The sequence below is a fragment of the Mycobacterium fragae genome (genome assembly GCF_002102185.1).
Classification (GTDB): Bacteria; Actinomycetota; Actinomycetes; order Mycobacteriales; family Mycobacteriaceae; genus Mycobacterium; species Mycobacterium fragae.
On record NZ_LQOW01000005.1, the window covers coordinates 63,501 to 85,286 of the forward strand.

Genomic DNA, 21,786 nt, shown 5'->3' on the forward strand with positions numbered 1-21,786 from the left:
GCGCGACCTTGACCTCCTTCTCCGCCTCACCGGACGGATCGTTAAAGGATGTCGACTGACCGGCAGCGTAACACTCCCAGTTACGCTGGCGAAAATGACAGGCTCACAATCCTCCGGTTTTCCGCGTATCGACTTCGACGCCCTCTACCGTGGCGAAAGCCCGGGTGAGGGCCTCCCGGCGGTGACGACGCCGCCATGGGATACCAAGGCACCCAAGGAAAGTGTTGTCGGCTGGCAAACCCAAGGTCTGGTGCACGGGGAGGTGTTGGACATCGGCTGCGGACTCGGCGACAACGCCGTCTACCTGGCCGAAAAAGGTTTTCACGTCACCGGGCTGGACATCTCCCCGACCGCCCTGATCACCGCCGAGCGCCGCGCCAAGGACGCGGGTGTGAACGTGACGTTTGCGGTGGCCGACTCCACCAGGCTCGACGGTTACACCGATGCGTTCGACACCGTCGTCGACAGCGGCATGTTCCACTGCCTCGACGACGAAGGCAAACGCAGGTACGCCGCCGCGGTGCACCGCGCCACCCGCTCGGGCGCCACCCTCTTGCTCAGTTGCTTCTGCGACGCCAACCCCCCGGACCCCGAACGACCGCGCCCGACGGTCACCGAGCAGACGCTGCGCGACGTCCTCGGCGGCGCCGGCTGGGACATCGTGTCGCTGGAGCCGGCCACCGTGCGCCGCGAGATGGAGGGCGAACAAGTCGAAATGGCCTTCTGGCTCGTGCAGGCGCAGCGCCGCGGATGACGCTCAACCGGGTGAACCTCGATGGCAACCAGGCCTCCATCCGCGAGGCCTTCGACGCCGGCCTGCTCGCCGGCGCGGTGACCATGGTCTGGCAGCACGGAGAAATGTTGCAGGTCAACGAGATCGGCTATCGCGACATCGACGCGCGGCTGCCGATGCAACGCGACACCCTGTTTCGCATCGCGTCGATGACCAAGCCGGTCACGGTCGCAGCGGCGATGACCCTGGTCGACGAGGGCAAGCTGGCATTGCGCGATCCGATCGTGCGCTGGCTGCCGGAGTTCGCCGACATGCGGGTGCTCGACGACCCAACCGGACCGCTGGACCGCACCCATCCGGTGCGGCGGGCGATCCTGGTCGAGGATCTGCTCACCCACACCAGCGGTCTGGGCTACGGATTTTCGGTCGGCGGACCGATTTCCCGCGCCTATGTTCGCCTCCCGTTCGGGCACGGTCCCGACGTCTGGCTGGCCGCACTGGCCGAGTTGCCGCTGGTGCATCAGCCCGGTGAGCGGATGACCTACAGCCACGCCATCGACGTGCTCGGGGTGCTCGTGTCGCGGATCGAAGGCAAGCCGTTCTACCAGGTGCTCGACGAGCGGATCCTGCAGCCGCTCGGCATGGTCGACACCGGGTTCTTCGTCTCGCTCGAGGGCCGTCGTCGCACCGCGACCATGTACCGGCTCGACGAAAATGACCGGCTGCAGCACGACGTGATGGGCCAGCCACACATCTCACCTCCGGCGTTCTGTAACGCCGGCGGCGGATTATGGTCGACCGCCGACGACTACCTGCGGTTCGTCGAAATGTTGTTGCGCGACGGCACATTGGACGGCGTGAAGGTGCTGTCGCCGGAGTCGGCGCGCGCGATGCGCACCGATCGTCTCACCGACGAGCAGAAGCGGCACACCTTTCTCGGCTCGCCGTTTTGGATCGGTCGCGGATTCGGGCTGAACCTGTCGGTGGTGACCGATCCGGCGAAGTCGGCGCCGCTGTTCGGGCCCGGCGGGCTGGGGACGTTCAGTTGGCCCGGCGCATACGGGACGTGGTGGCAGGCCGACCCGAGCGCCGACCTGATCCTGCTCTATCTGATTCAGAATCTGCCGACTCTGTCCGGCGACGCGGCCGCGGCGGTCGCCGGCAACACGTCGCGCGCGAAGCTGCAAGCGGTGCAACCGAAATTCGTGCACCGCACCTATCGCGCGCTGGGGCTCTAGTCCCACCGCGCCTAGATCATGGCGAACGGCGACACGTTTGCGCCGATCTCCAGCGCGCCGGCCAGCTCGCGGCTGAGGTCGTAGTCGAACACCACGTGCCCGGCGATCACGTCGACATCGCGTTTGGCCCGCTGCATGGGGTTGTCGAGGAACTGCACGCTGGCGCCGGACGCCTCGAGCAGATCGGCGATCACCGCACGGGATTCATGTACGACGTGCGCCGCGGCCGCGCGTGTGTTGGCGCGGGCCGCACGGCCGACATGCTGCCCCCCGGAGACCCTGGACTGGATGTCGTCGGCGGCGGCGTCGACCAATGTCCGCAGCGTGCGCAGCCGCACGCGCGCATCGCCGAGACGAACCTGCGCGGTGGGCTGATCCTTTTGCGCCACACCGGAATAGGCAAGTATTCGCTCACCGAGCCGCTGGGCGTAGAGATCGGCGACCAGTTCGGCGGAACCCAGCGCGGGCATCGCGGCCGTCAGAGCCAGCGCGGGCACCATCGGCCAGCGGTACACCGCGGCGTCGTGCAGCGCCGCACCCGGCGTTGTGCCGCTGTAGATGTCGACCACCTTGACCAGCCGGTGCCCGGGCACCCACACGTCGTCGACGACGACGTCGTTGGAGCCGGTGGCGCACATCCCAGCGGTGTGCCACACATCGTCGACACGAATATCGCTCGCCGGCAGCAGAACCAGCGCCGGATACGGTTCGTCGTCTGGGCCGCAGATCGCGCCGACCAACACCCAGTCGGCCTCCATCACCCCGGTCGCCCATGACCATCGGCCGGTCAACCGGATCCCGCCGTCCACCGGCGCGCCGCGCCCGGTCGGCGCCAGCGGCGCAGGGCACAGCACCGGCCCGTCGACGAACACTTCGTCTTGAGCTTGCTCGTCGAACAGCGCGAGCAGCCAGTTGTGGAGCGTGTAGAACCCCAGTGTCCAAGCGCTCGAGGCGCAGCCGTGGGCCATTGTGCGTACCGCGTCGAGGCTGTCCGGAAAGTCGGCCTGCTGACCGCCGTAACGCGCCGGCAGCAGCAGACGTGCGAGACCGGATTCCCGATAGTCGTCGATGGTGGCGCGCGGCAGCCGGCGCATGTTTTCCGCCTCACCGGCGCGGTCGGCCAAGCGGGCGACGAAATCTGCGCTGACCATGGCGAGGACCGTACCATACCTTTTGGTATGGTAAGCGGCGGAAACGCTCAGTGCCGCAGCATCACCTCGAGGAAGTCCTCTCGGCGTCCGGCGGCCTGCGGGCTGGGCCGCGAACCAGACAGGTGCAAGAACCCGATGCCGGCGGCGAACGTGGCATTGGCACGCATGTCGGCCTCCTCGGGGCCGAAGCCGTCGTCGAGGAACGCTTGCCGAACTGCCGCGACCACCTGATGATCGGATGCCCGCACAGCGGCGGCGACCGCGGTCTCCGATCGCGCCCACTCCCGCATCGCCCGCTCCAGCATCCAGTGCCGAGGACCGACCAGTGCGGTCATCATGCGCGACAACCGCTGCCGGGGAGGCTCGCTGGCCAGCTGGTCGAAATACCCGCGATCCTCGTCGCGGACGGCGGCCCAGGTTCCGATCAGCGCTTCGCGGTAAGCCTTCATGTCGCTGAAATGCCAATAGAAGCTGCCCTTGGTCACCCCGAGCCGACGGCAGAGCCGGTCGAGCGTCAAGCCCTTCACACCGTCTTCGGCGAGCACCCGGAAGCCCTCCTGCACCCAGTCATTCACGGAGAGCCGCGAATTGGCCGAGCCGCCCGAGGATGCCACGGTCGGTAAGCCTAGCGATCTAGGCAGACGCCGACTGCGAAATCGCACACCAGTCCAATATTCCGAACGCCTGGACGCCGCCGGGAGCCCTAGGCGGAGTCGCTCGTCAGTGCCCGGCGGGCGTAGGCACGCACGTCAGCGTCGTCGTCTTTGAGCGCAATGCTCAGCGCGTCGCGGGCCGCGGCCTCCGAGGACGCCCACCGAGTCAAACTCAGCACAGCCGCCTTGCGCACGTCGAGGTGCTCATCGACAAGGGCGTCGGCCAGCCGCGGGACCGCCAGCTCCGCCGCGGTACCCGACAGCGCCCGGGCCGCACCCTCGCGCACCTGCCATGCCGTTGCGCGTAAGGCCTGCTCGACGGCAGCTAAATCCGTTTCACTGCAACCTATTTCACCTATCGCTGCGAGCGCCGCCGCGCGTACCAGTGGATCCGGGTCGGCGAGCAAAGCGCGCACCACGTTCTGACCTGCCCGCAGCGCGGCCAAGCCGTTGGCCACCGCGATACGAACCTCTCGGTTGTCGTCGCGGGCGGCCGCGGCGACTCCGGCCGCGTCGTCGATGGATACCAGCGCGCGGACCGCCTCGATCCGCACCCGGTGGTCGGCGTCGCACAGTGCGCGGCGGTACTCCTCGGCGTCACCGACACGGCGCGCGGCCAGCAGATACACGCTGACGGCCCGAACCACTGCGTCCGCTGACGTGAGAAATGCCTGTGCGGCTCGCGGACGCGGTAGCACTTCGACGAGTTCGCGCGCGCCGTCGGCGGCGACGCGCCGGACCGCGGCATCGGTGTCGTCGAGTGTGGCCAGCAGCGCCTCCGCGTAGCCGTCCGGCGTGTGCTCGGTCAGCGTGGTCACCGCGGTCCGTCGCACGCCGGCATCCGGATCATTAAGGAAGCCAGCGAGATCCGCGATGGTGGGTTCGTCGAGGGCCAGGACGGCGGCGATACGAGGCGACGGCGGGTCGGCTGGTGCCTGACCGCCGACTCTCGAGCGTGCGGTGGCCGGGGCTCGACCGCCGACCACCGGCGGCTGCTTGACGGTTCGCACCGTTTGGTCGGCCGGCGGCAGTGCGTCCAGGCCGGGCACCGACACAAAATACGGGGCGACCGGGCGCTTGAGGAACTCCGTCGACCCGTCGGCGGCCTTGCGCAGGTTGAGGTGGTAAGCCCACTGCTGGTCGTCGCGTGCGGGCAGGTCGGCGCGTTCGTGGTAGAGCCCCCAACGTGATTCGGTGCGCGTCAGCGACGAGCGGGCCGCCAGTTCGGCGCAATCCCGGATGAACGACACTTCGACGGCCCGCATCAACTCATGCGGTGTGCGGGCGCCGATCTCGGCGATCTCTGCGCGCATCCGCTCGAAGGTGCGCACGGCGATGGACAGCTTGGCCGCCGACTTCGGCGGCGCCACATAGTCGTTGACGAATCGGCGCAGCTTGTACTCGACCTGCGGCTGCGGTGGACCGTCGGGGTGGCGCAGTGGGCGGTAGATCAGTTCGTGGGCAGCCACCAGCTGGTCGGTCGGAAGTCGTTGGGGCGCGGCGATGTCGGACAAGGTCGAGGCGGCGTGCGCACCGGCCAGGTCGCCGAAGACGAACGCCCCGATCATGTAGTTGTGCGGCACACACGCCAGATCCCCGGCGGCATAAAGGCCGGGCACCGTGGTGCGGGCATGCTCGTCGACCCATACCCCGGATGCGGAATGCCCGGAGCACAAGCCAATCTCGGAGATGTGCATCTCGACGTCGTGGGTGCGGTAGTCGTGGCCGCGGTTGGCGTGAAACGTGCCACGGGTGGGCCGTTCGGTGCTGTGCAGGATGTTCTCCAGCGCGGTCAGTGTCTCGTCGGGCAGATGCGACACCTTCAGGTAAATCGGCCCGCGCGCGGACTCGATCTCGCTGCGCACCTCGGCCATCATTTGCCCCGACCAGTAGTCCGAATCGACGAACCGCTCCCCCAGCGCGTTGACCTGGTAGCCGCCGAAGGGGTTGGCCACGTACGCGCAGGCCGGGCCGTTGTAATCCTTGATCAACGGGTTGACCTGGAAGCACTCGATGCCGGAGAGCTCCGCGCCGGCGTGGTACGCCATCGAATATCCGTCGCCGGCGTTGGTCGGATTCTCGTAGGTGCCGTATAGGTATCCCGACGCGGGCAGGCCGAGCCGCCCGCACGCGCCGGTGGCCAGGATCACCGCCTTGGCGGTGACGCCGACGAATTCCCCGGTGCGCGTGTGCAATGCGGCCGCACCCACCGCGCGGCCGTCGTCCACCAAAACCCGTACCGGCATCAGCCGGTTCTCGATGCGGATCTTTTCCCGCATCGATCGCTGTCGCAGCACCCGGTAGAGGGCCTTTTTGACATCCTTTCCCTCGGGCATCGGCAACACATATGAGCCGGATCGGTGCACTCGTCGCACCGCGTACTCGCCGTGCTCGTCTTTTTCGAACTTGACTCCATAGCGCTCGAGCCGCTGCACCATCGCGAACCCGCGGGTGGCGGTCTGGTAAATGGTGCGCTGGTTGACGATTCCGTCGTTGGCGCGGGTGATCTCGGCGACGTAGTCTTCGGGATCGGCCTTGCCGGGTATGACGGCGTTGTTGACACCGTCCATGCCCATCGCCAGCGCCCCGGAGTGGCGCACGTGCGCCTTTTCCAGCAGCAGCACCTGCGCGCCGTGCTCGGCCGCGGTCAGGGCGGCCATGGTGCCCGCGGTACCGCCGCCGATGACCAGCACGTCACAGTCCAGGCGCACGGGGGCCGCAGGCTCGGGGATGTCGATCATGCGGCTATCGAATCCTGCAGCGCGGCAATGATTTCCGAGCGGAGTTCTGGCCGCGGCCGATCGTCGCGCGGCGCCGGTACGTCGACGAGCGCCTGCAGCGGCTGGCCCGCGCGGCCCAGCACCGCAACCCGGTCCCCCAGCGTCAGTGCCTCGTCGACGTCGTGGGTGACGAACACGATCGTCGTCGGATGGGCTCGCCAGGAGTCGATCAGCAGCCGCTGCATCGCGACGCGGGTTTGGGTGTCCAGCGCACCGAACGGCTCGTCCATCATCACCGCGCGCGGGGCCCCGGCCAGCCCCCGGGCCAGCTGGACGCGCTGTCGCATCCCGCCGGAGAGGTTCTTGGGCAGGTAGTCCCCGAAGCCGGCCAGGCCGAGCTCGGCGATCCAGCGGTCGGCCCGGGCGGCCCGGGTGGCGCGCGGCTCGCCGCGCAGCCGCAGCGCCAACGTGATGTTGGAATGCACGCTGCGCCATGGCAACAGCGCGTTGTCCTGAAACACCACCCCGCGATCACCCGAGGTGGTGGTGACCTCGGCGCCGTCGGCCAATATCCGGCCCGCGTCGGGGGCCAGCAGGCCGGCCAGCGCGCGCAGTACCGTCGTCTTGCCGCAGCCCGACGGCCCTGTGAGTACCAGGATCTCCCCCGGCCGCACATGCAGGCTCAGCCCGTCGATGACCGGAACGCCGCTGTAGCACAACCGCACTCGGTCCAGCTCGAGGCTCATTCCGGCCGTCATCGTGCGTTCTCCTCACCGCGCGGCAGCCACCGCGTGACCCGTCGGCCGACCAGCTCCACCGCCGCCGCCGTGGCGAAGCCGAGCACCCCGATCGTGATGATGCCGACGAACACCTGCGGATAGTCCAGCACCGTGTAGGCCTGCCAGGTGCGATAGCCGACGCCGAGCCGACCGGAGATCATCTCGGCCGATATCACGCAGATCCACGCCACACCCATGCCGACCGAAAGGCCGCCGAAAACACCCGGCAGGATGCCCGGCACCACGACCTGGATCAGTACGTCGGCGCGGCCGCCGCCCAACGTGCGGACCGAGTCCTCCCACAGGGTGGGCAATGCCCGCACGGCGTGCCGGGTGCTGACCATGATCGGGAAGTAGGCCGCGAGGAATGTGATGAACACGATGCCGGCCTCGTCGGTGGGAAACAGCAAGATGGCCACCGGCACCACCGCGATCGCCGGGATCGGCCGGGCGAGCTCGGTCAGCGGGCCGAAGAGGTCACCGAAAAGCCTTGACCGGCCGAGCATGATCCCGGTGGCCACGCCGACGGCGGCGGCCAGCCCGAAGCCGGTGAGGATGCGGATCAGCGACTGGCCCAGGTCCATCCAGTAGGCATCGGTGCCGAGCGCGCGCCGCAGCGCGCCGACAATCTGCGTCACGGTGGGCAGGGTGTCGAATCGCAACCAGAACCGAACGTGACCCGCGGTGAGCAACTGCCACAACCCGATCGCGGCCGCTATCGACGTCAACCGCAGCAGCCGGGACCGCCATACGGCACCCGCGCGCGGCCATGTCGGACTGAGGGGTGCGGCGACCAGTGGGCCGGCGCCGACCTCGACGGCGGTCATGCCGCACCCGCCAGGGCCTGCTGGTAGTCGACCGCGACGCTGCCCGGATGCCCGCCGACGTAGCGTTGCGCACCCGCAACGGTGTCGAACGGCAGATACTGGTCGCCGGCTCGCACCCAGACCGATTTGTCGGCGAACCAGCGGGTGCCCAGTTCGCTGTCGTGCACGTAGGCGGCGCGCACGTGCGCGCCGCGGGCGGTTGCGTCGCGCACGACCCGCAACAACTCGGTCGGATTGGCAACCGCTCGGGTGGTATCCGAACCGTCCAGCCACAATTCGGCGGCCCGCGCCGAGGGGTTGGCGGTAGCCCGCAGTGAGGCGTCGTAATCGAGCTTGCGCGCGGCGAACGCGGCCCGCAGCGGCCTGTCCTGGACAAAGGCTCCGACATCGAGGGGGGTGAAGTCGCCGATCGACTTCAGGTAAGGCACATCGTTTTTCAGTGCGTCGACCAGCGACGGCTTGAGCGTGGTGTCGAAGGATGTACCGCCCGGGCCGTTGTAGAGATAGACGACCTCCTGCGGCAGCCCGCTGCCCTCGGCGACAATGCGCGCGGCCTCCAGAGGCTTTTCGTTGATGAAGTCGGTGGCGTCGAGCTGGGCCTGTAGAAACGCATCGAGCACGTCCGGGTGCGCGGCAGCGTAGGCGCGGCGCACCACCACGCCGTGCAGCGTTGGGTAGTTGAGCTCCGCACCGTCGTAGAGCAGCTTGGCCTTGCCCTGGTACACCAACAGTCCCGGCCACGCGACGAACTGCGAAAGTGCCTGTACCTGACCGGACTCCAGAGCAGACGCGCCGACCTGCGGTTGCTGGTTGAGTACGTCGACGCCGGTGCCGGGATTGATACCGGCGTTCGAAAGCGCCCGCACCAAGGTGCCATGACCGGCCGACCCGACGCTGGCCGAGACCTTTTTACCGACCAGGTCGGTCACCGCGGCCGCGGGCGAATTGGGTGCGACCACCACCATGTTCAGCCCGCCCTTGGCGTTGTAGCCGGTCACCGAGACGATCTCGGTGGCCGCACGTGGGTTGGCTTGAGTTTTGGATCCGTTGATCAGCATGGGGTAATCACCCATGGAGCCGATGTCGATCTTTTCGGCGACCATCTGCGCGGTGATCGGCGCGCCGGTGTCGTAGTCCTGCCAGACCACGTGATATTTGGTGCCGGTGCGCCTGGTGACATCGGAGAGCCGTCGCTCCAGATAACCCTGGGCACGCAGCAGCGTGCCCGCGGTCACCGTGTTGATGGTTCTGGACTGGTAGCCCACGACCACATTGACGCTGTCGGCAGAGTCCAGCGCGCAACCCGAAGCAACCAGGGCAAGCGACGCCATCAAGACGGCGGATCGTCTCATGAGATGTCCTGTGGTCAGCGGATCAGGTAGGGCATGTTGACGGTCACCGCGCCCGTCGGGCAGCGGGCGGCGCATGGCCCGCAGTACCAGCATTCATCGACATGCATGAAGGCCTTCCCGGTGTCGGGGTTGATGGCCAGTGAGTCCAGTGGGCAGATCTCGACGCACAGCGTGCAACCGTCGATGCACAGCGACTCGTCGATTGTCACCGGGACGTCGACACGGTGGTTGACCAGCGTCATGGTGCGCTCCTTATCATGCTGCCGCGCATGGTGATTCGATCACCGCGCATCCGGATATATTCCAGGTCAACGGGTCTGCCATCGTCCAGACTGGTCAGCCGCTCCAACATCCACAGCGCTGCCCCGTCGGGAACCTGAAGTGCCGCCGCGGAATGCGGGTCGGCGGGAATGGCTTCCAGCGCCAACGATGCCGAGCCCAGCCGATGCCCACTGACCTGCTCGATCAGCGCGAACACGTCGTTGCTTTCCAGTGGATGCGCCAGGATCTCGGCGCCGATATCCGGTGCCAGATAGGTCAGGTCGAGGCTCAACGGCAAGCCGGCGAGGTAGCGAAGCCGTTCGACGAACACCACCTGCTCTCCGGGCTCCAGCCGCAGCCGCTGCGCGACCGACGGCGGAGCGGCCACCGTCATCGCCGCGCGCACTTCGTTGTGGACTTCGCCGTAGCTTTTGAAGGTTTCCTTCAGCCCCAGCAGCGCGTCGAGCCCGTGATCGTATTTGCGTTGCGCAACGTGCGTGCCCACCTTCGGCCCGCGGTCGATCAGCCCCTCGTCCTTCAGGGCCTTCAGCGCTGCGCGAATTGTGTTGCGGGAGACGAAGAATTCGGCAGCCAATTCCGGTTCGCCGGGCAGCCCGTCATCGTAGCCGCCGGCGTGGATCTGATGGCGCAGCACATCGGCGACCTGCCGCGCGCGGTCAGCGCGACCCTGGCGAATGTGCAACGTTACGGCCACGCCGACACGCTAACGCCGCCCGCACCGCAGCTCGGCTTACCGAATCTCGGGACAGTGCGCTGGAGCAGCGCATTGCGCCGCTCTGGACTCCGTGGCAACCAGCCGAAAGCCGGCCACCGGCTGGGTATTGCGCCACCTCCGGACAACCGGCGGCGTTTCCGATCCCGGTGAGCGGAAGTTCAGGTTTGGCGACACAACCCACGGGTATCCAGCGAGACTTGCGTCAGTTCTACAGCCCCGGGAGGGGGAGCAAATGTTCGTCCATAACAAAGATCTTCAATTCGAGGTCCGAGTCGGCCAGCCCGATCCACGCTTCGCGTCGCTACTGATGGAGCAGTTCGGTGGCGCCAACGGCGAACTCACGGCCGCGTTGCAGTACTTCATCCAGGCGTTCGTGCTGCGGGAGAAGAATCCCAAAATGTACGACCTGTTCATGGACATCGCCACCGAGGAGCTCAGCCACCTCGAAATGGTGGGGTCGATGATCACCATGCTGCTCGACGGGCTCAACGACGACCTCAAGCTCGCTCACCAGCGGTGTGATTGGATGCCCGCAGTGGCCAGCGCCGACGGCCGCGAACAGGCGATTCACCAAGTCTCGGTGAGCCCGCTGTTCTTCGTGCTCAGCGGCGGCGGACCGGATGCCAAGGACTCCGCGGGCAACAACTGGACGGGTGCCTTCATCGACGCCAACGGCGATCCGACGGTTGACCTGCGCAACAATCTGGCCGCCGAGTCCAGGGCGAAAATCGTGTACGAATACCTCAAGCAGTTCACCGATGATCCCGGCGTGCAGGACACGCTAACCTTCCTGATGACTCGCGAGGTCGCTCACTACCAGCAGTTCAGCGCCGCGCTCAATGAACTTCCGGTCAACTTCCCACCCGGAACGCTGGCTGGTGATCCGCGGTTCCAAAACGTCGCGTTCAACATGTCCAACGGCGGCGAGTCGGTGCGCGGACCCTGGAACCAGGGCCAAGGCCCATGGCCGGAGGGCATGAAGTGGAAGTACGTCGAGAAGCCCGAAGAACAGTGGCTGGGCACCAAGATCCGGCAGAACACAGGTGCCGAAAAGAATCCGACGGGCTCACCAGCCGTTGAGGCGGAGAAGCCGTTCACTCACGAACAGCACATGCCCACAACATAATCGACAGCATGACGGCCGGCGTCGAGAATTTGGGCGCCGGCCGTTCGCTTCAGTGGATCTGTGGATCCGGCGGGTTGTCAGCCGCGCGACCGGAGAATGCGTCGCGCACGTGGTCGACGATCGCGGCGACCATGCCCATCGTCTTGAGCACCGCGGGACTCGGCGGAGTGCCGGGGTGCGGGCGGGTGGGCGCGATCTTCTTTGCCTGCTCGAGCCTCGCGCCGAGCTTTTCCAGCTGCTCGCGACTGACCGCGGCTTCAAACTGTGGCCACACGACGTCCTGCTCATAGGCGATGTGTTCCCGAGCGGCTTGGACAAATTGTTGAAGTGCGTCGTGGTAGGCCGAGTCACGGAGCTTGCCGTTTTCCAGGCGCTGCAACAGCTTCTTGCCGTCCTGCTCCTGACTGATCGCTTTGTCGGCGAGCGCATCACCGTCGTCGAGCGCCTTGCGCACCGCAGGCCAGAAGAGCTGTTCCTCGATGGCTTCATGTTGCGACTCGGCGATGACCAGACTGGTCACCATCGTGTGCAAGCCGCTGGTCTCGGCCCCGGAGCCCGACGGCGCGGAGTCCAGCACCTCCAACATGCCCAGCACGCTCTTGTGGTCCTGGCGAAGAAACGTCAAAGCGTCCATACGTGGAGCCCTTCGGTTAGCGGTCCGTTGGGCATACCCGGATCGCAGGCGGCTGAACCCCTCATCCGATCACGGCGCGGGTGGTCGCCACCGCCACCTCCGACGCCTTGCCGTTCCCACCTGCCTCGGCAACAGCACGTCTCGCGGAGGCCATCCGCGCCAGCGCCGCCTCGGTGAAGATGGACAACCCCAGGTCGGGGTTATACCCGTGAATTTCCTTGACATCGATCTCGGCCAGGAAGTAGAGGATCTCCTTGGAGATCATCTGTCCCGGCACCAGCACGGGGAACCCGGGCGGGTAGGGAACCACGAAAGTCGTCGACACCAAGGGCTTTCCGTCGGCAAGCCGTCGACCCGCAGCGCCCAGCGGGAAATGTTCACGGTCAGAGTCCTCATACCCGGCATAGAACGCCGACCGCATGTCGCCGAACGAACAGGCGGGGTCCGGACGAAACGCGACGTCGAATTCGCTGAAGTCCGGCAGCGGCGGTAGGTCTTCGGTGATCTCTTCGACCCTGCGCTGTTGCAGGACGCGATCGTCTTTACTGGCCGCGCAGTGGCCGTGCTCGAAATCGTCGGCCACCCGGCGCAGCGCGTCGAGCAGGTAGTGCACGCTCGACCAGGTCACGCCGATCGTGAAGATCAGCAGCACGCTGTTGATCGAGGTCTTGTTGATCTGGATCCCGAACCGGTCCATCAAGATCTTCTCGCGGAACTCGTATCCCGTCATTCCGGTCTTGCCGACGAACAACGTCACCCGCGTCGGGTCGAGCACGAACTGATCCGACCGCCACGCCTCGTTCCACTCGGCCAGGGCGCCCTGCCTGACCTGTCGGTAGGAGCTGACCGTCGATCCCCGAAACTCGTCGGGCACCAGGTCCGACTCGTCGAGGATGCGAAACCACTTGCTGATGAGCCGGTCCTTGCGAACCCGGTGACGGAACACCAGCGCCATGTCATAGACGTAGCGCACCATCTCAAACCCCTCGATGTCGACCTGGCGCCGCGCCAGGTCCAACGAGGCGAGCAGTTGCTGGTTCGGCGAGGTCGAGGTGTGGGTCAGAAACGCCTCACCGAACGCGTCGCGGGTGAGCGCTTTGAAGTCCTGGTCGCGGATGTGGATCATCGACGCCTGCCGCAACGCCGAGAGCGATTTGTGGGTGGAATGTGTCGCGTACACGCGGATCCGGGCGCGGGTGGGGTCGGGAAGCAGCCGGTGCTTGACCCATTCGCCGCGCTCGACACCCTCCATCGAGGCCCGCCAATTCCGGTACTCCTCGGCATAGGCCTTGGACGACAGCATCGATTCGATTTGCTCTGCGGCGATCATCGCCGTGCGCTGCCGGGCCCACGGCACTGCGGTTGCGAACGCGTACCAGGCCTCGTCCCATAAGAAGCAGATGTCCGGCTTGATCGCCAGCACCTCCTCCATGACGCGGCGCGGGTTGTAGACGACGCCGTCGAACGTGCAATTGGTGAGCAGCAGCATGCGCACCCGGTCCAGCTGCCCGGCCGCCTCCAGGTCGAGCAGCGCCTTCTTGATCGTCTCCAGCGACACCGCTCCGTAGATCGCGAACGACTCGAGCGGGTAGGCGTCCAGATACATCGGATACGCCCCGGCCAGCACCAGCCCGTAGTGGTGGGACTTATGGCAATTGCGGTCGATGAGCACAATGTCACCGGGCCGGGTGAGGGCCTGCACGACGATCTTGTTGGCGGTCGATGTCCCGTTGGTGACGAAGTAGGTCTGATTGGCGTTCCAGGTCACCGCGGCTTTGTCCATCGCGGCCCGGATCGTGCCGTGCGGGTCCAGCAGCGAGTCCAACCCGCCCGATGTCGACGATGTCTCGGCCATGAAGATGTTGCGGCCGTAGAAATCACCCATGTCGTGTAGCGACTTGGAATTGAAGATGCTGGCGCCACGCGCGACGGGCAGCGCGTGGAATTGGCCTGCCGGCCGCGCGGCGTAGGCGCGTAAGGCATCGAAAAACGGTGTGGCGAACCGGTTTCGGATGCCGGCGAGCACCGTGCTGTGCAGGTCGGTGACGTCGTTGAGCCGGTAGAACGTGCGGTCGTAGACGTCCGGCTCGTCCTCGGTTTCGGCGGCGATCGACTCGTCGGTGAGCAGGTAAAGGTCGATGGTGGGGCGCAGTTCACGGATCCACTCCCCGCATTCCACCCAGTCGTGGGTGCGATCGGTGGCCACTTGCTCTTTGGCCCCGAGCAATGTGTTCATCAACGGCACCCGGTCTTTGGACCGCAGCGGCAGGTCGTGCCGGATGATCGCCGCCTGAATCTCGCCGTTCAGCGCGACCGCCGTGATGGCGTCCTCGACGCTCGTCACCACCAGCAGCTCGAACTGGACATCGTCGGCCGGATCGCGAAGCGCGCGCAGGCAGTCGGCCAGGCTCTCCGGCGCCGAGGCCGGGGAATCATCGCCGAGCAGAACGGTGTAGAACTGCTGTTCTTTGGCGCGCGCCACAAGCTCCTGATCTGCCAGCGAGCTCGACGTGTCAAAGAGCGCCGCGCGGTCGCCGTATTCGGACAGCAGCCGCACCGCCAGCGACACCTGGTCGGCCAGGCCGATAGTGGCCATGTTGTCCAGACGGTCGCGGAATGCCTTTAGGTTCTCCGCACCCGGATACAACCAATAGCGCTCGTAGGCGCTAAGACGATTGATCAGGCGCTTGACCCGGGCGACTTCGCGGGTGGTGTCCAGCCCGGCACGGTCGAGCACGGCGAGTTGATGGCACGCGTCATCGAGCAGATTCCAGGTGTCGATTCGCGAGTACGACGGGTTGGCCACCGCCGCCAGCGCAGAAACCCGAAGCCGTCTCGGGCGTTTGCCGTCGCGGTCCATACCGCCAGTGTGTCCCTCCGCAGAGTGGCGTGGGGGCATTTAAGGCCCGACGAGCGTGCACTCAAGGCGAAATTCCCCGCGATTTTTCGCCCTGAGTGCACATTCGGCGTTGGTGGACGCCGCCAACGGCTCAGCCCTCGAGGTCGTCGTCACCTCTCGTGCGCCCGCGGGTGATCTCCATCCACCGCCGCACAGGCAGGTCCCAGCGCCGAGGCCCCACCTCGGTGACATCGGACAGCGACCGAACCACGGCCTGCGTCAACCCCATGATCGCGGCCATCACCGGAAGCAATGGCTGAAACGGCCTTGCCGCCGAACGGACCGTGCTGATCCGCCGGGCCAGCACGTAGCGCTCGATCGAGTAGTACAGAAAAGCCCCGACGCCCAAGCCGTAGATCGCCAGCGCCGCCGCGATCACCGCCTGCCCGTACGCCGCGCACATGACTGCGCCCAGCACCACCGTCGCCGCCAGCACGCCGGCGATGACGACGCGTAACTCCAGCCGGGTCATGACGGCTCTTCGCGTGCCGCTGCTTGTACTGCAGCAGCGGCGGCGCGGATCTGCGGCGTCACCAACATGATCTGGCCCAGCACCCCGTTGACGAAGCCGGGCGAGTCGTCGGTGGACAGCTCCTTGGCCAGCTGCACCGCCTCGTCGACGGCGACCGGCTCCGGCACGTCGTCGGCATGCAGCAGCTCCCACACCGCGACCCGCAGGATGGCCCGGTCCACGGCGGGCAGTCGATCCAGCGTCCAGCCCTGCAGATGCGACGCGATCAGCTCGTCGATATGAGCCGCGTGCTCGCTGACCCCGCGAGCCACCGTCACCGTGTAGGGATTCAGCGGTGTCACATCGGGCTTCGCCTCAGCCAGCGCGCTACGCGCCTCGGCCGCTTCGGCCGGAGTCAACCCGCGGGCCTCGGCCTCGAACAACAAGTCCACCGCACGCTTGCGGGCCTGGTGCCTACCCTTAACAGACCTTGCCGGCTTGGCCTCAGCCATCGTCAGGCACGGCCCAAGTAGCTGCCGTCGCGGGTGTCCACCTTGAGCTTGTCACCGGTGTTGATGAACAGGGGCACGTTGATCTGGGCCCCGGTCTGCAGCGTCGCCGGTTTGGTGCCGGCGCTGGACCGGTCGCCCTGCAGACCCGGCTCGGTGTGGGTGACCTCCAGCTCGACGGTCACCGGCAGCTCGAGGTACAGCGGGCTGCCGTTGTGGAACGCAACCTGCACCGGCATGCCATCCAGCAGGAACTTGGCCGCGTCGCCGACCAGCGACTCAGGCAGGTGGTGCTGCTCGTAATCCTGGCTGTCCATGAACACGAAGTCCGCCCCGTCGCGGTAGAGATATGTGGTGTCGCGCCGGTCCACCGTGGCGGTGTCTACCTTCACCCCGGCGTTGAACGTCTTGTCGACGACCTTGCCCGACAGCACGTTCTTCAGCTTGGTACGCACAAACGCCGGGCCCTTGCCGGGTTTGACGTGCTGGAACTCGACGATCTGCCACAGCTGGCCGTCTATCACCAGCACGAGCCCGTTCTTGAAGTCGGCAGTCGTTGCCACAGTCGCGCAATCTCCTACAGGATGGCCAGTTCCTTGGGGAACCGGGTGAGCAATTCCGGTGCGTGCCCGGAGGTTTCGTCGGGAACGACGAGCGTGTCCTCGATGCGGACGCCGCCGCGGTCGGGCAAATAGACGCCGGGCTCCACGGTCACCACGGAGCCCGCCAGTAGTGTACCGGCGGCCGAAGCATTGATTCCCGGCGCTTCGTGGATCTGCAGCCCCACCCCATGACCGAGGCCGTGGCCGAAATGCTCGCCGTGGCCGGCGTCGACGATGACGCGGCGCGCTTCTGCATCTACGTCGGCCAGCACCGCTCCCGCCTGCAGCGCATCGCGGCCGGCGCGTTGCGCGTCGCTGACCAACTGATAGATATCCCGCTGCCAATCGGCGGCCTTGCCCAGCACGAACGTTCGGGTCATATCGGAGTGATAGCCGCCGACCAGGGCACCGAAGTCGATCTTGACGAAGTCGCCCGCCGCAAGCACCGCATCGGTGGGCCGGTGATGAGGAATCGCCGAATTCGCCCCGGCGGCAACGATCGTCTCGAACGACACGCCGTCGGCGCCGTGGTCGAGCATCAGCGACTCCAACTCGCGGCCGACCTCACGTTCGGTTCGGCCGGGACGCAGCCCGCCGCGCTCGATCAAGTCGGTGAGCGCGGCGTCGGCCGCCTCGCATGCCAGCCGCAGCAGCGCCACTTCGCCGGCGTCCTTGACCTCGCGCAACGCTTCCACCGTCTGCGACGCTCGGACCAACTCGGTGTCACCGGCCTCCCCAGAGAGCGCGTCGAATCCGTCCACGGTGACCACATGGCTCTCGAAGCCCAGCCGCTGCGCGCCGGCGGACGCGGCCCGCGCGACCAGGTGGCGCCCGCAGGCCCGCTCGATGGCCAGTTCCAGATCGGGTGCTTGGCGGGCAGCCTGGGTGCGGTACCGACCGTCGGTGGCCAGCACCGGGGCCCGGTCGTCGGCGAACACCAGCAGGGCCGCGTTAGAGCCGGTGAAACCGGATAGATAGCGCACGTTGACCAGGTCGGTGACCAGCATCGCGTCCAACCCCGCGGAGCAGATCTGCGTGCTGAGAGCGGCTCGACGGTGGGAATGTGTCACGTTCGCTGACGGTACTCGCTACGCTGAGGCCCCATGACTAACTGGATGCTGCGCGGGCTGGTACTCGCCGCTGCGATGGTCGTTGTCCGCGTCTTTCAGGGAGCCCTGATCAACGCGTTCCAGACGCAAGCCGCGTTGATCAGCATTGTGCTGCTGGTTTTGTTCATCGCCGGTGTCGCGGCGTGGGGTGTGATCGACGGCCGCGCCGACGCGCGGGCACAACCGGATCCGGATCGCCGCGGCGACCTGGCGATGACGTGGCTGCTGGCCGGCCTGGTGGCCGGGATTGTCAGCGGCCTGGTGGCATGGCTGGTTGGGCTGGTCGACAGCGCAATGTATGTCGGCGGGCTGATCAACGAGATCACCACGTTCGCGGCCTTCACCGCGCTGGTGGTGTTCCTCGCCGGGATCGCCGGAGTCACGGTCGGCCGCTACCTCATCGACCGCAAGGGTGAATATGCCCCGCAGCGCGGCGGTGACGAGGACCGCGTCGACACGGACGTGTTCGCTGCCGTGCGCTCCGATGAGGCGGCCCGCGAGGGCGGCGGCTGGGGCGAGGAACAGCGCTCGCCGGTGGCGACGGCGCAGCGTGAAGACCATGGTGCGGCAACCGCTTACAGCGAGGAGACGACGGAAGCCGCCCCGGCCTACAGCGAGGAGACGACCCAGGAGGTTCCGGCCCGCGGGAGCGCGGAGCCCACCGAGGCCATCCCGACGGAGGGCGAAGCAACCCAGGAGGCGCCGACGCAAGCCAAACCGAGGCGGTTCGGCCGGCGGGCAGGCAAATCGGACGAAGATCAGGCGTAGACGCTGGCCAAATAGCGCAGGGCCAACAGGTAGCCCTGCACGCCGAGTCCGACGATCACCCCGGTGGCGACGGAGCTCAAATACGAGCGGTGCCGAAACTCCTCGCGCGCATACACATTGGAAATGTGCACCTCGATCAAGGGTGCGCGCAGCTCGGTGCAAGCGTCGCGCAGTGCCACTGATGTGTGCGTCAGCCCGCCGGCGTTGAGGATCACAGGTTGGTTCGCGTCGGCGGCCACATGAATCCAGTCCAACAGCTGCGCCTCGCTGTCACTCTGCCGCACAGCGATTTTCAATCCGAGCTGGGCGCCCTCACGTTCGATCATCTCCACCAGATCGTCATGGGTGGTATCGCCGTAGACTTCCGGCTCGCGGCGGCCAAGCCGGCCGAGATTCGGCCCGTTGATGACGTTGACGGTTGTCACTGGGCGGCGACCTCCGCGTAGGCTGCGGCAAGCAGCGACGGGTCGGGCCCTTCCAGCCGGCCCGGCTTGGCCAGCCCGTCGAGAACCACGAACCGCAGCACGCCCGACCGGGTCTTCTTGTCGCCGGCCATGTACTCCAGCAGCTGCGGCAATGCGTCGGCGTCGTAGCCGACCGGCAAGCCCAGCGACGTCAGGATGCTGCGATGCCGGTCGGCGGTGGCGTCGTCGAGCCGGCCGGTCAGCCGGCCTAACTCGGCGGCGAACACCAGGCCCACCGACACCGCGGCGCCGTGCCGCCACTGATAGCGCTCCCGGCGTTCGATCGCGTGGCCCAAAGTGTGGCCGTAGTTGAGGATTTCGCGCAGCTGCGACTCCTTCTCGTCGGCGGCGACCACTTCGGCCTTGACGGTTACCGCGCGGCGGATCAATTCCGGCAGCACCTCGCCGGCAGGGTCCAGCGCCGCCCGCGGATCGGCTTCGATGAGATCGAGGATCACCGGGTCGGCGATGAACCCCGCCTTCACGACTTCGGCCATCCCGGCCACGATCTCGTTGTGCGGCAAGGTTTTCAGGGTGTCCAGGTCGACGAGCACCGCGATCGGCTGGTGGAACGCGCCGACCAGGTTTTTGCCGGCGTCGGTGTTGATCCCGGTCTTGCCGCCGATCGCCGCGTCGACCATGCCCAGCAGCGTGGTGGGCACGTGCACGATCGAAACTCCCCGCATCCACGTCGCCGCGGCGAAACCGGCGACGTCGGTGGCCGCCCCACCGCCCAGACTGACCAGGGCGTCTTTGCGGCCAACGCCGATGCGGCCCAACACTTCCCAGATGAACCCGACGACGGGCAGATCCTTGCCGGCCTCGGCGTCCGGGATTTCGATGCGGTGTGCGTCAACACCTTTGTCGGCCAGGCGCTTTCGGACCAGCTCCGCGGTCGCCGCCAGCGCCGGCTGGTGCAGGATAGCGACCCGGTGGCGCCCGGCGAGCAATTCGTCGAGCTCGGCCAGCACGGCGCGCCCGATCAGCACCGGGTAGGGCGGGTCGACGGCCACCTCCACGGTGACCGGAGGGGCGGCGTTCGTCATTTGGCCGCCTCGACCTGTGCCTGCAGCCGCGACACGATGTGGCGGACGACGGCTCCCGGATTGCGGCGATTGGTGTTGACCCGGATGGTGGCCACGCGCCGGTATAGCGGCACCCGCTGCGACATCAGCTCGCGGAATTTCTCGGCGCGGTCGTCACCGGTCAGCAGCGGCCGCACGGTGTTGCCGCCGGTGCGGCGCACCCCTTCGGCGGCGCTGATCTCCAGGAAGACGACGGTGTGTCCGGCCAGTGCCGCGCGCACACCGGGACTGGTGACGGCGCCACCGCCCAACGACAGCACTCCGTTGTGTTCGGCCAGCGCGGTGCGGACCACTTCTTCCTCGATCCGGCGGAATTCCGTCTCCCCGTCGGTGGCGAAGATCTCGGCGATGCTGCGTCCGGTGCGCTGTTCGATCGCCGCGTCGGTGTCCAGCATGTCGACACCGAGCGCCTTGGCCAGCCGTCGCCCGATCGTGGACTTACCCGACCCCGGCAGCCCCACGAGTACGGCCTTGGGTGCCATTACCCCGATACCCGGACTTCGGTGGCCGGTTCGCGGTCGGCGACCGCACGCCGATAAGCCTCGATGTTGCGGCGGGTTTCGGCCAGCGAATCGCCGCCGAACTTCTCCAGCACGGCGCGGGCCAGCACCAGGGCAACCATGGTCTCGACAACCACGCCGGCGGCCGGCACCGCGCACACATCGGAGCGCTGGTTGATCGCGACGGCCTCGTCGCCGGTCGCCATGTCGACGGTGGCCAGGGCCCGGGGCACGGTGGATATGGGCTTCATCGCCGCGCGCACCCGCAACGGCTGGCCGTTGGTCATACCGCCTTCCAGCCCGCCGGCCCGGTTGGTCGAGCGGGCAACGCCGTCCGGCCCGGGATGCATCTCGTCGTGTGCGCGGCTGCCGCGCCGGCGTGCGGTCTCAAACCCGTCGCCGATCTCCACGCCTTTGATCGCCTGGATGCCCATCACCGCCGCGGCGAGCTGGCTGTCCAGCCGGTTCTCGCCGCTGGTGAACGAGCCCAAACCGACCGGCAGGCCCACCGCGACGGCCTCCACGACGCCGCCCAGGGTGTCGCCGTCCTTCTTGGCGGCTTCGATCTCGGCAATCATGGACTTCTCAGTGGCCTTATCGAACGCGCGAACCGGGCTGGCGTCGATCGCGGGCAGGTCCTCGGAACGCGGCGGCGGACCGTCGTAGCGGGCCGACTCGCCGATGGACACGACATGGGAGAGCACCTCGACGCCGAGCGCCTGCCGCAGGAACAGCCGTGCGACCGTCCCGGCGGCGACACGGGCGGCGGTCTCGCGGGCACTGGCGCGCTCCAAAACCGGGCGGGCGTCGTCGAATCCGTACTTGAGCATGCCGGCGTAGTCGGCGTGGCCGGGCCGCGGCCGGGTCAACGGGGCGTTACGCGCGACGTCGAGTTCGGCCGGATCGACCGGGTCGGCCGCCATGACGGCCTCCCACTTCGGCCATTCGGTGTTGGCGATCTCGACGGCGATCGGTCCGCCCAGCGTGATGCCGTGCCGCACCCCGGCCAGCACGGTGACCTGGTCGCGCTCGAACTTCATCCGGGCGCCGCGGCCGTACCCAAGCCGACGGCGAGCCAGCTGGGCGGCGATGTCCTCGGAGGTGACGGCCACACCGGCGACCATGCCTTCCAGCACGGCCACCAGCGCGCGGCCGTGGGATTCACCGGCAGTGGTCCATCGCAACACGT

At 67.2% G+C, this 21,786-nt stretch carries 22 protein-coding genes; 4 read left to right on the plus strand and 18 right to left on the minus strand.

Annotated features, from left to right (window positions below):
* The first annotated feature begins 94 nt into the window (after nt 1–94).
* Nucleotides 95–754 (plus strand): class I SAM-dependent methyltransferase, encoded by a 660-nt coding sequence (locus AWC06_RS02990; RefSeq protein WP_085194243.1) that lies wholly within the window; start codon nt 95–97, stop codon nt 752–754.
* An 11-nt stretch (nt 755–765) separates the two neighbouring features.
* Nucleotides 766–1,971, plus strand: a complete 1,206-nt coding sequence (locus AWC06_RS02995; protein WP_085194586.1) for a serine hydrolase domain-containing protein — start codon at nt 766–768, stop codon at nt 1,969–1,971.
* 11 nt (nt 1,972–1,982) lie between these two features.
* On the opposite strand, the gene AWC06_RS03000 is transcribed toward AWC06_RS02995, so the two are convergent.
* The 8 genes from AWC06_RS03000 to AWC06_RS03035 form a co-directional block, all read right to left on the minus strand.
* Nucleotides 1,983–3,122 (minus strand): acyl-CoA dehydrogenase family protein, encoded by a 1,140-nt coding sequence (locus AWC06_RS03000; protein ID WP_085194245.1) that lies wholly within the window; start codon nt 3,120–3,122, stop codon nt 1,983–1,985.
* A gap of 47 nt (nt 3,123–3,169) precedes the next feature.
* Nucleotides 3,170–3,736 carry a TetR/AcrR family transcriptional regulator gene (locus AWC06_RS03005; protein ID WP_227371077.1) on the minus strand — a complete coding sequence of 189 codons (567 nt, stop codon included), beginning with the start codon at nt 3,734–3,736 and terminating at the stop codon, nt 3,170–3,172.
* An 89-nt stretch (nt 3,737–3,825) separates the two neighbouring features.
* Complete coding sequence (locus tag AWC06_RS03010; protein WP_085194247.1) at nt 3,826–6,516, minus strand: fumarate reductase/succinate dehydrogenase flavoprotein subunit; 2,691 nt, start codon at nt 6,514–6,516, stop codon at nt 3,826–3,828.
* Nucleotides 6,513–7,253 (minus strand): ABC transporter ATP-binding protein, encoded by a 741-nt coding sequence (locus AWC06_RS03015; protein ID WP_085194249.1) that lies wholly within the window; start codon nt 7,251–7,253, stop codon nt 6,513–6,515. The genes AWC06_RS03010 and AWC06_RS03015 overlap by 4 nt, the downstream gene beginning before the upstream one ends.
* Nucleotides 7,250–8,101 carry an ABC transporter permease gene (locus AWC06_RS03020; protein ID WP_085194251.1) on the minus strand — a complete coding sequence of 284 codons (852 nt, stop codon included), beginning with the start codon at nt 8,099–8,101 and terminating at the stop codon, nt 7,250–7,252. Before AWC06_RS03020 ends, AWC06_RS03015 begins: the two co-directional genes overlap by 4 nt.
* Entirely contained in the window at nt 8,098–9,453 is a 1,356-nt protein-coding gene (locus AWC06_RS03025; protein ID WP_085194253.1) for an ABC transporter substrate-binding protein, read from the minus strand. Before AWC06_RS03025 ends, AWC06_RS03020 begins: the two co-directional genes overlap by 4 nt.
* 14 nt (nt 9,454–9,467) lie before the next feature.
* Nucleotides 9,468–9,695 carry a 4Fe-4S dicluster domain-containing protein gene (locus AWC06_RS03030; protein ID WP_085194255.1) on the minus strand — a complete coding sequence of 76 codons (228 nt, stop codon included), beginning with the start codon at nt 9,693–9,695 and terminating at the stop codon, nt 9,468–9,470.
* Entirely contained in the window at nt 9,692–10,429 is a 738-nt protein-coding gene (locus AWC06_RS03035) for a GntR family transcriptional regulator (RefSeq protein ID WP_085194257.1), read from the minus strand. Before AWC06_RS03035 ends, AWC06_RS03030 begins: the two co-directional genes overlap by 4 nt.
* Before the next feature lie 253 nt (nt 10,430–10,682).
* Here AWC06_RS03035 and AWC06_RS03040 point away from each other — a divergent pair, with 253 nt between their 5' ends.
* The gene (locus AWC06_RS03040; protein WP_085194259.1) at nt 10,683–11,576 is read left to right on the plus strand and encodes a manganese catalase family protein; all 894 of its coding nucleotides are present in this window, start codon (nt 10,683–10,685) and stop codon (nt 11,574–11,576) included.
* 49 nt (nt 11,577–11,625) lie between these two features.
* On the opposite strand, the gene AWC06_RS03045 is transcribed toward AWC06_RS03040, so the two are convergent.
* The 6 genes from AWC06_RS03045 to AWC06_RS03070 form a co-directional block, all read right to left on the minus strand.
* Nucleotides 11,626–12,210, minus strand: a complete 585-nt coding sequence (locus AWC06_RS03045; protein WP_085194261.1) for a hemerythrin domain-containing protein — start codon at nt 12,208–12,210, stop codon at nt 11,626–11,628.
* 61 nt (nt 12,211–12,271) lie between these two features.
* Entirely contained in the window at nt 12,272–15,070 is a 2,799-nt protein-coding gene (locus AWC06_RS03050) for an aminotransferase class I/II-fold pyridoxal phosphate-dependent enzyme (RefSeq protein WP_085194263.1), read from the minus strand.
* 130 nt (nt 15,071–15,200) lie between these two features.
* Nucleotides 15,201–15,581, minus strand: a complete 381-nt coding sequence (locus tag AWC06_RS03055; protein WP_085194265.1) for an antitermination protein NusB — start codon at nt 15,579–15,581, stop codon at nt 15,201–15,203.
* The gene (nusB, locus tag AWC06_RS03060; protein WP_085194267.1) at nt 15,578–16,072 is read right to left on the minus strand and encodes a transcription antitermination factor NusB; all 495 of its coding nucleotides are present in this window, start codon (nt 16,070–16,072) and stop codon (nt 15,578–15,580) included. The genes AWC06_RS03055 and nusB overlap by 4 nt, the downstream gene beginning before the upstream one ends.
* A gap of 2 nt (nt 16,073–16,074) precedes the next feature.
* Complete coding sequence (gene efp, locus AWC06_RS03065) at nt 16,075–16,632, minus strand: elongation factor P (protein ID WP_085194270.1); 558 nt, start codon at nt 16,630–16,632, stop codon at nt 16,075–16,077.
* Between the two features lie 14 nt (nt 16,633–16,646).
* Complete coding sequence (locus tag AWC06_RS03070; protein WP_085194272.1) at nt 16,647–17,741, minus strand: M24 family metallopeptidase; 1,095 nt, start codon at nt 17,739–17,741, stop codon at nt 16,647–16,649.
* 33 nt (nt 17,742–17,774) lie between these two features.
* On the opposite strand from AWC06_RS03070, the gene AWC06_RS03075 reads away from it, so the two are divergent.
* Nucleotides 17,775–18,548 (plus strand): B-4DMT family transporter, encoded by a 774-nt coding sequence (locus tag AWC06_RS03075; protein ID WP_169715279.1) that lies wholly within the window; start codon nt 17,775–17,777, stop codon nt 18,546–18,548.
* Here AWC06_RS03075 and aroQ read toward each other — a convergent pair.
* The 4 genes from aroQ to aroC are packed head-to-tail and all read right to left on the minus strand — an operon-like array spanning nt 18,539 to nt 21,784.
* Complete coding sequence (aroQ, locus tag AWC06_RS03080) at nt 18,539–18,973, minus strand: type II 3-dehydroquinate dehydratase (RefSeq protein ID WP_085194274.1); 435 nt, start codon at nt 18,971–18,973, stop codon at nt 18,539–18,541. The genes AWC06_RS03075 and aroQ overlap by 10 nt on opposite strands.
* Nucleotides 18,970–20,058, minus strand: a complete 1,089-nt coding sequence (aroB, locus tag AWC06_RS03085; RefSeq protein WP_085194276.1) for a 3-dehydroquinate synthase — start codon at nt 20,056–20,058, stop codon at nt 18,970–18,972. The genes aroQ and aroB overlap by 4 nt, the downstream gene beginning before the upstream one ends.
* Nucleotides 20,055–20,579 carry a shikimate kinase gene (locus AWC06_RS03090; RefSeq protein ID WP_085194278.1) on the minus strand — a complete coding sequence of 175 codons (525 nt, stop codon included), beginning with the start codon at nt 20,577–20,579 and terminating at the stop codon, nt 20,055–20,057. Before AWC06_RS03090 ends, aroB begins: the two co-directional genes overlap by 4 nt.
* Nucleotides 20,579–21,784 (minus strand): chorismate synthase, encoded by a 1,206-nt coding sequence (gene aroC / locus AWC06_RS03095; protein WP_139819883.1) that lies wholly within the window; start codon nt 21,782–21,784, stop codon nt 20,579–20,581. The genes AWC06_RS03090 and aroC overlap by 1 nt, the downstream gene beginning before the upstream one ends.
* Nucleotides 21,785–21,786 lie beyond the last annotated feature (2 nt).

Excerpts from the sequence above, each read along its gene's own strand:
- aroB (WP_085194276.1), bottom strand. The coding sequence starts at position 20,058 with ATGACGAACGCCGCCCCTCCGGTCACCGTGGAGGTGGCCGTCGACCCG.
- nusB (WP_085194267.1), bottom strand. The coding sequence starts at position 16,072 with ATGGCTGAGGCCAAGCCGGCAAGGTCTGTTAAGGGTAGGCACCAGGCC.
- AWC06_RS03030 (WP_085194255.1), bottom strand. The coding sequence starts at position 9,695 with ATGACGCTGGTCAACCACCGTGTCGACGTCCCGGTGACAATCGACGAG.
- AWC06_RS03055 (WP_085194265.1), bottom strand. The coding sequence starts at position 15,581 with ATGACCCGGCTGGAGTTACGCGTCGTCATCGCCGGCGTGCTGGCGGCG.
- AWC06_RS03050 (WP_085194263.1), bottom strand. The coding sequence starts at position 15,070 with ATGGACCGCGACGGCAAACGCCCGAGACGGCTTCGGGTTTCTGCGCTG.
- AWC06_RS03040 (WP_085194259.1), top strand. The coding sequence starts at position 10,683 with ATGTTCGTCCATAACAAAGATCTTCAATTCGAGGTCCGAGTCGGCCAG.
- AWC06_RS03045 (WP_085194261.1), bottom strand. The coding sequence starts at position 12,210 with ATGGACGCTTTGACGTTTCTTCGCCAGGACCACAAGAGCGTGCTGGGC.
- AWC06_RS02990 (WP_085194243.1), top strand. The coding sequence starts at position 95 with ATGACAGGCTCACAATCCTCCGGTTTTCCGCGTATCGACTTCGACGCC.
- AWC06_RS03025 (WP_085194253.1), bottom strand. The coding sequence starts at position 9,453 with ATGAGACGATCCGCCGTCTTGATGGCGTCGCTTGCCCTGGTTGCTTCG.
- AWC06_RS03015 (WP_085194249.1), bottom strand. The coding sequence starts at position 7,253 with ATGACGGCCGGAATGAGCCTCGAGCTGGACCGAGTGCGGTTGTGCTAC.
- AWC06_RS03000 (WP_085194245.1), bottom strand. The coding sequence starts at position 3,122 with ATGGTCAGCGCAGATTTCGTCGCCCGCTTGGCCGACCGCGCCGGTGAG.
- AWC06_RS03090 (WP_085194278.1), bottom strand. The coding sequence starts at position 20,579 with ATGGCACCCAAGGCCGTACTCGTGGGGCTGCCGGGGTCGGGTAAGTCC.
- AWC06_RS03010 (WP_085194247.1), bottom strand. The coding sequence starts at position 6,516 with ATGATCGACATCCCCGAGCCTGCGGCCCCCGTGCGCCTGGACTGTGAC.
- AWC06_RS03075 (WP_169715279.1), top strand. The coding sequence starts at position 17,775 with ATGACTAACTGGATGCTGCGCGGGCTGGTACTCGCCGCTGCGATGGTC.
- AWC06_RS03020 (WP_085194251.1), bottom strand. The coding sequence starts at position 8,101 with ATGACCGCCGTCGAGGTCGGCGCCGGCCCACTGGTCGCCGCACCCCTC.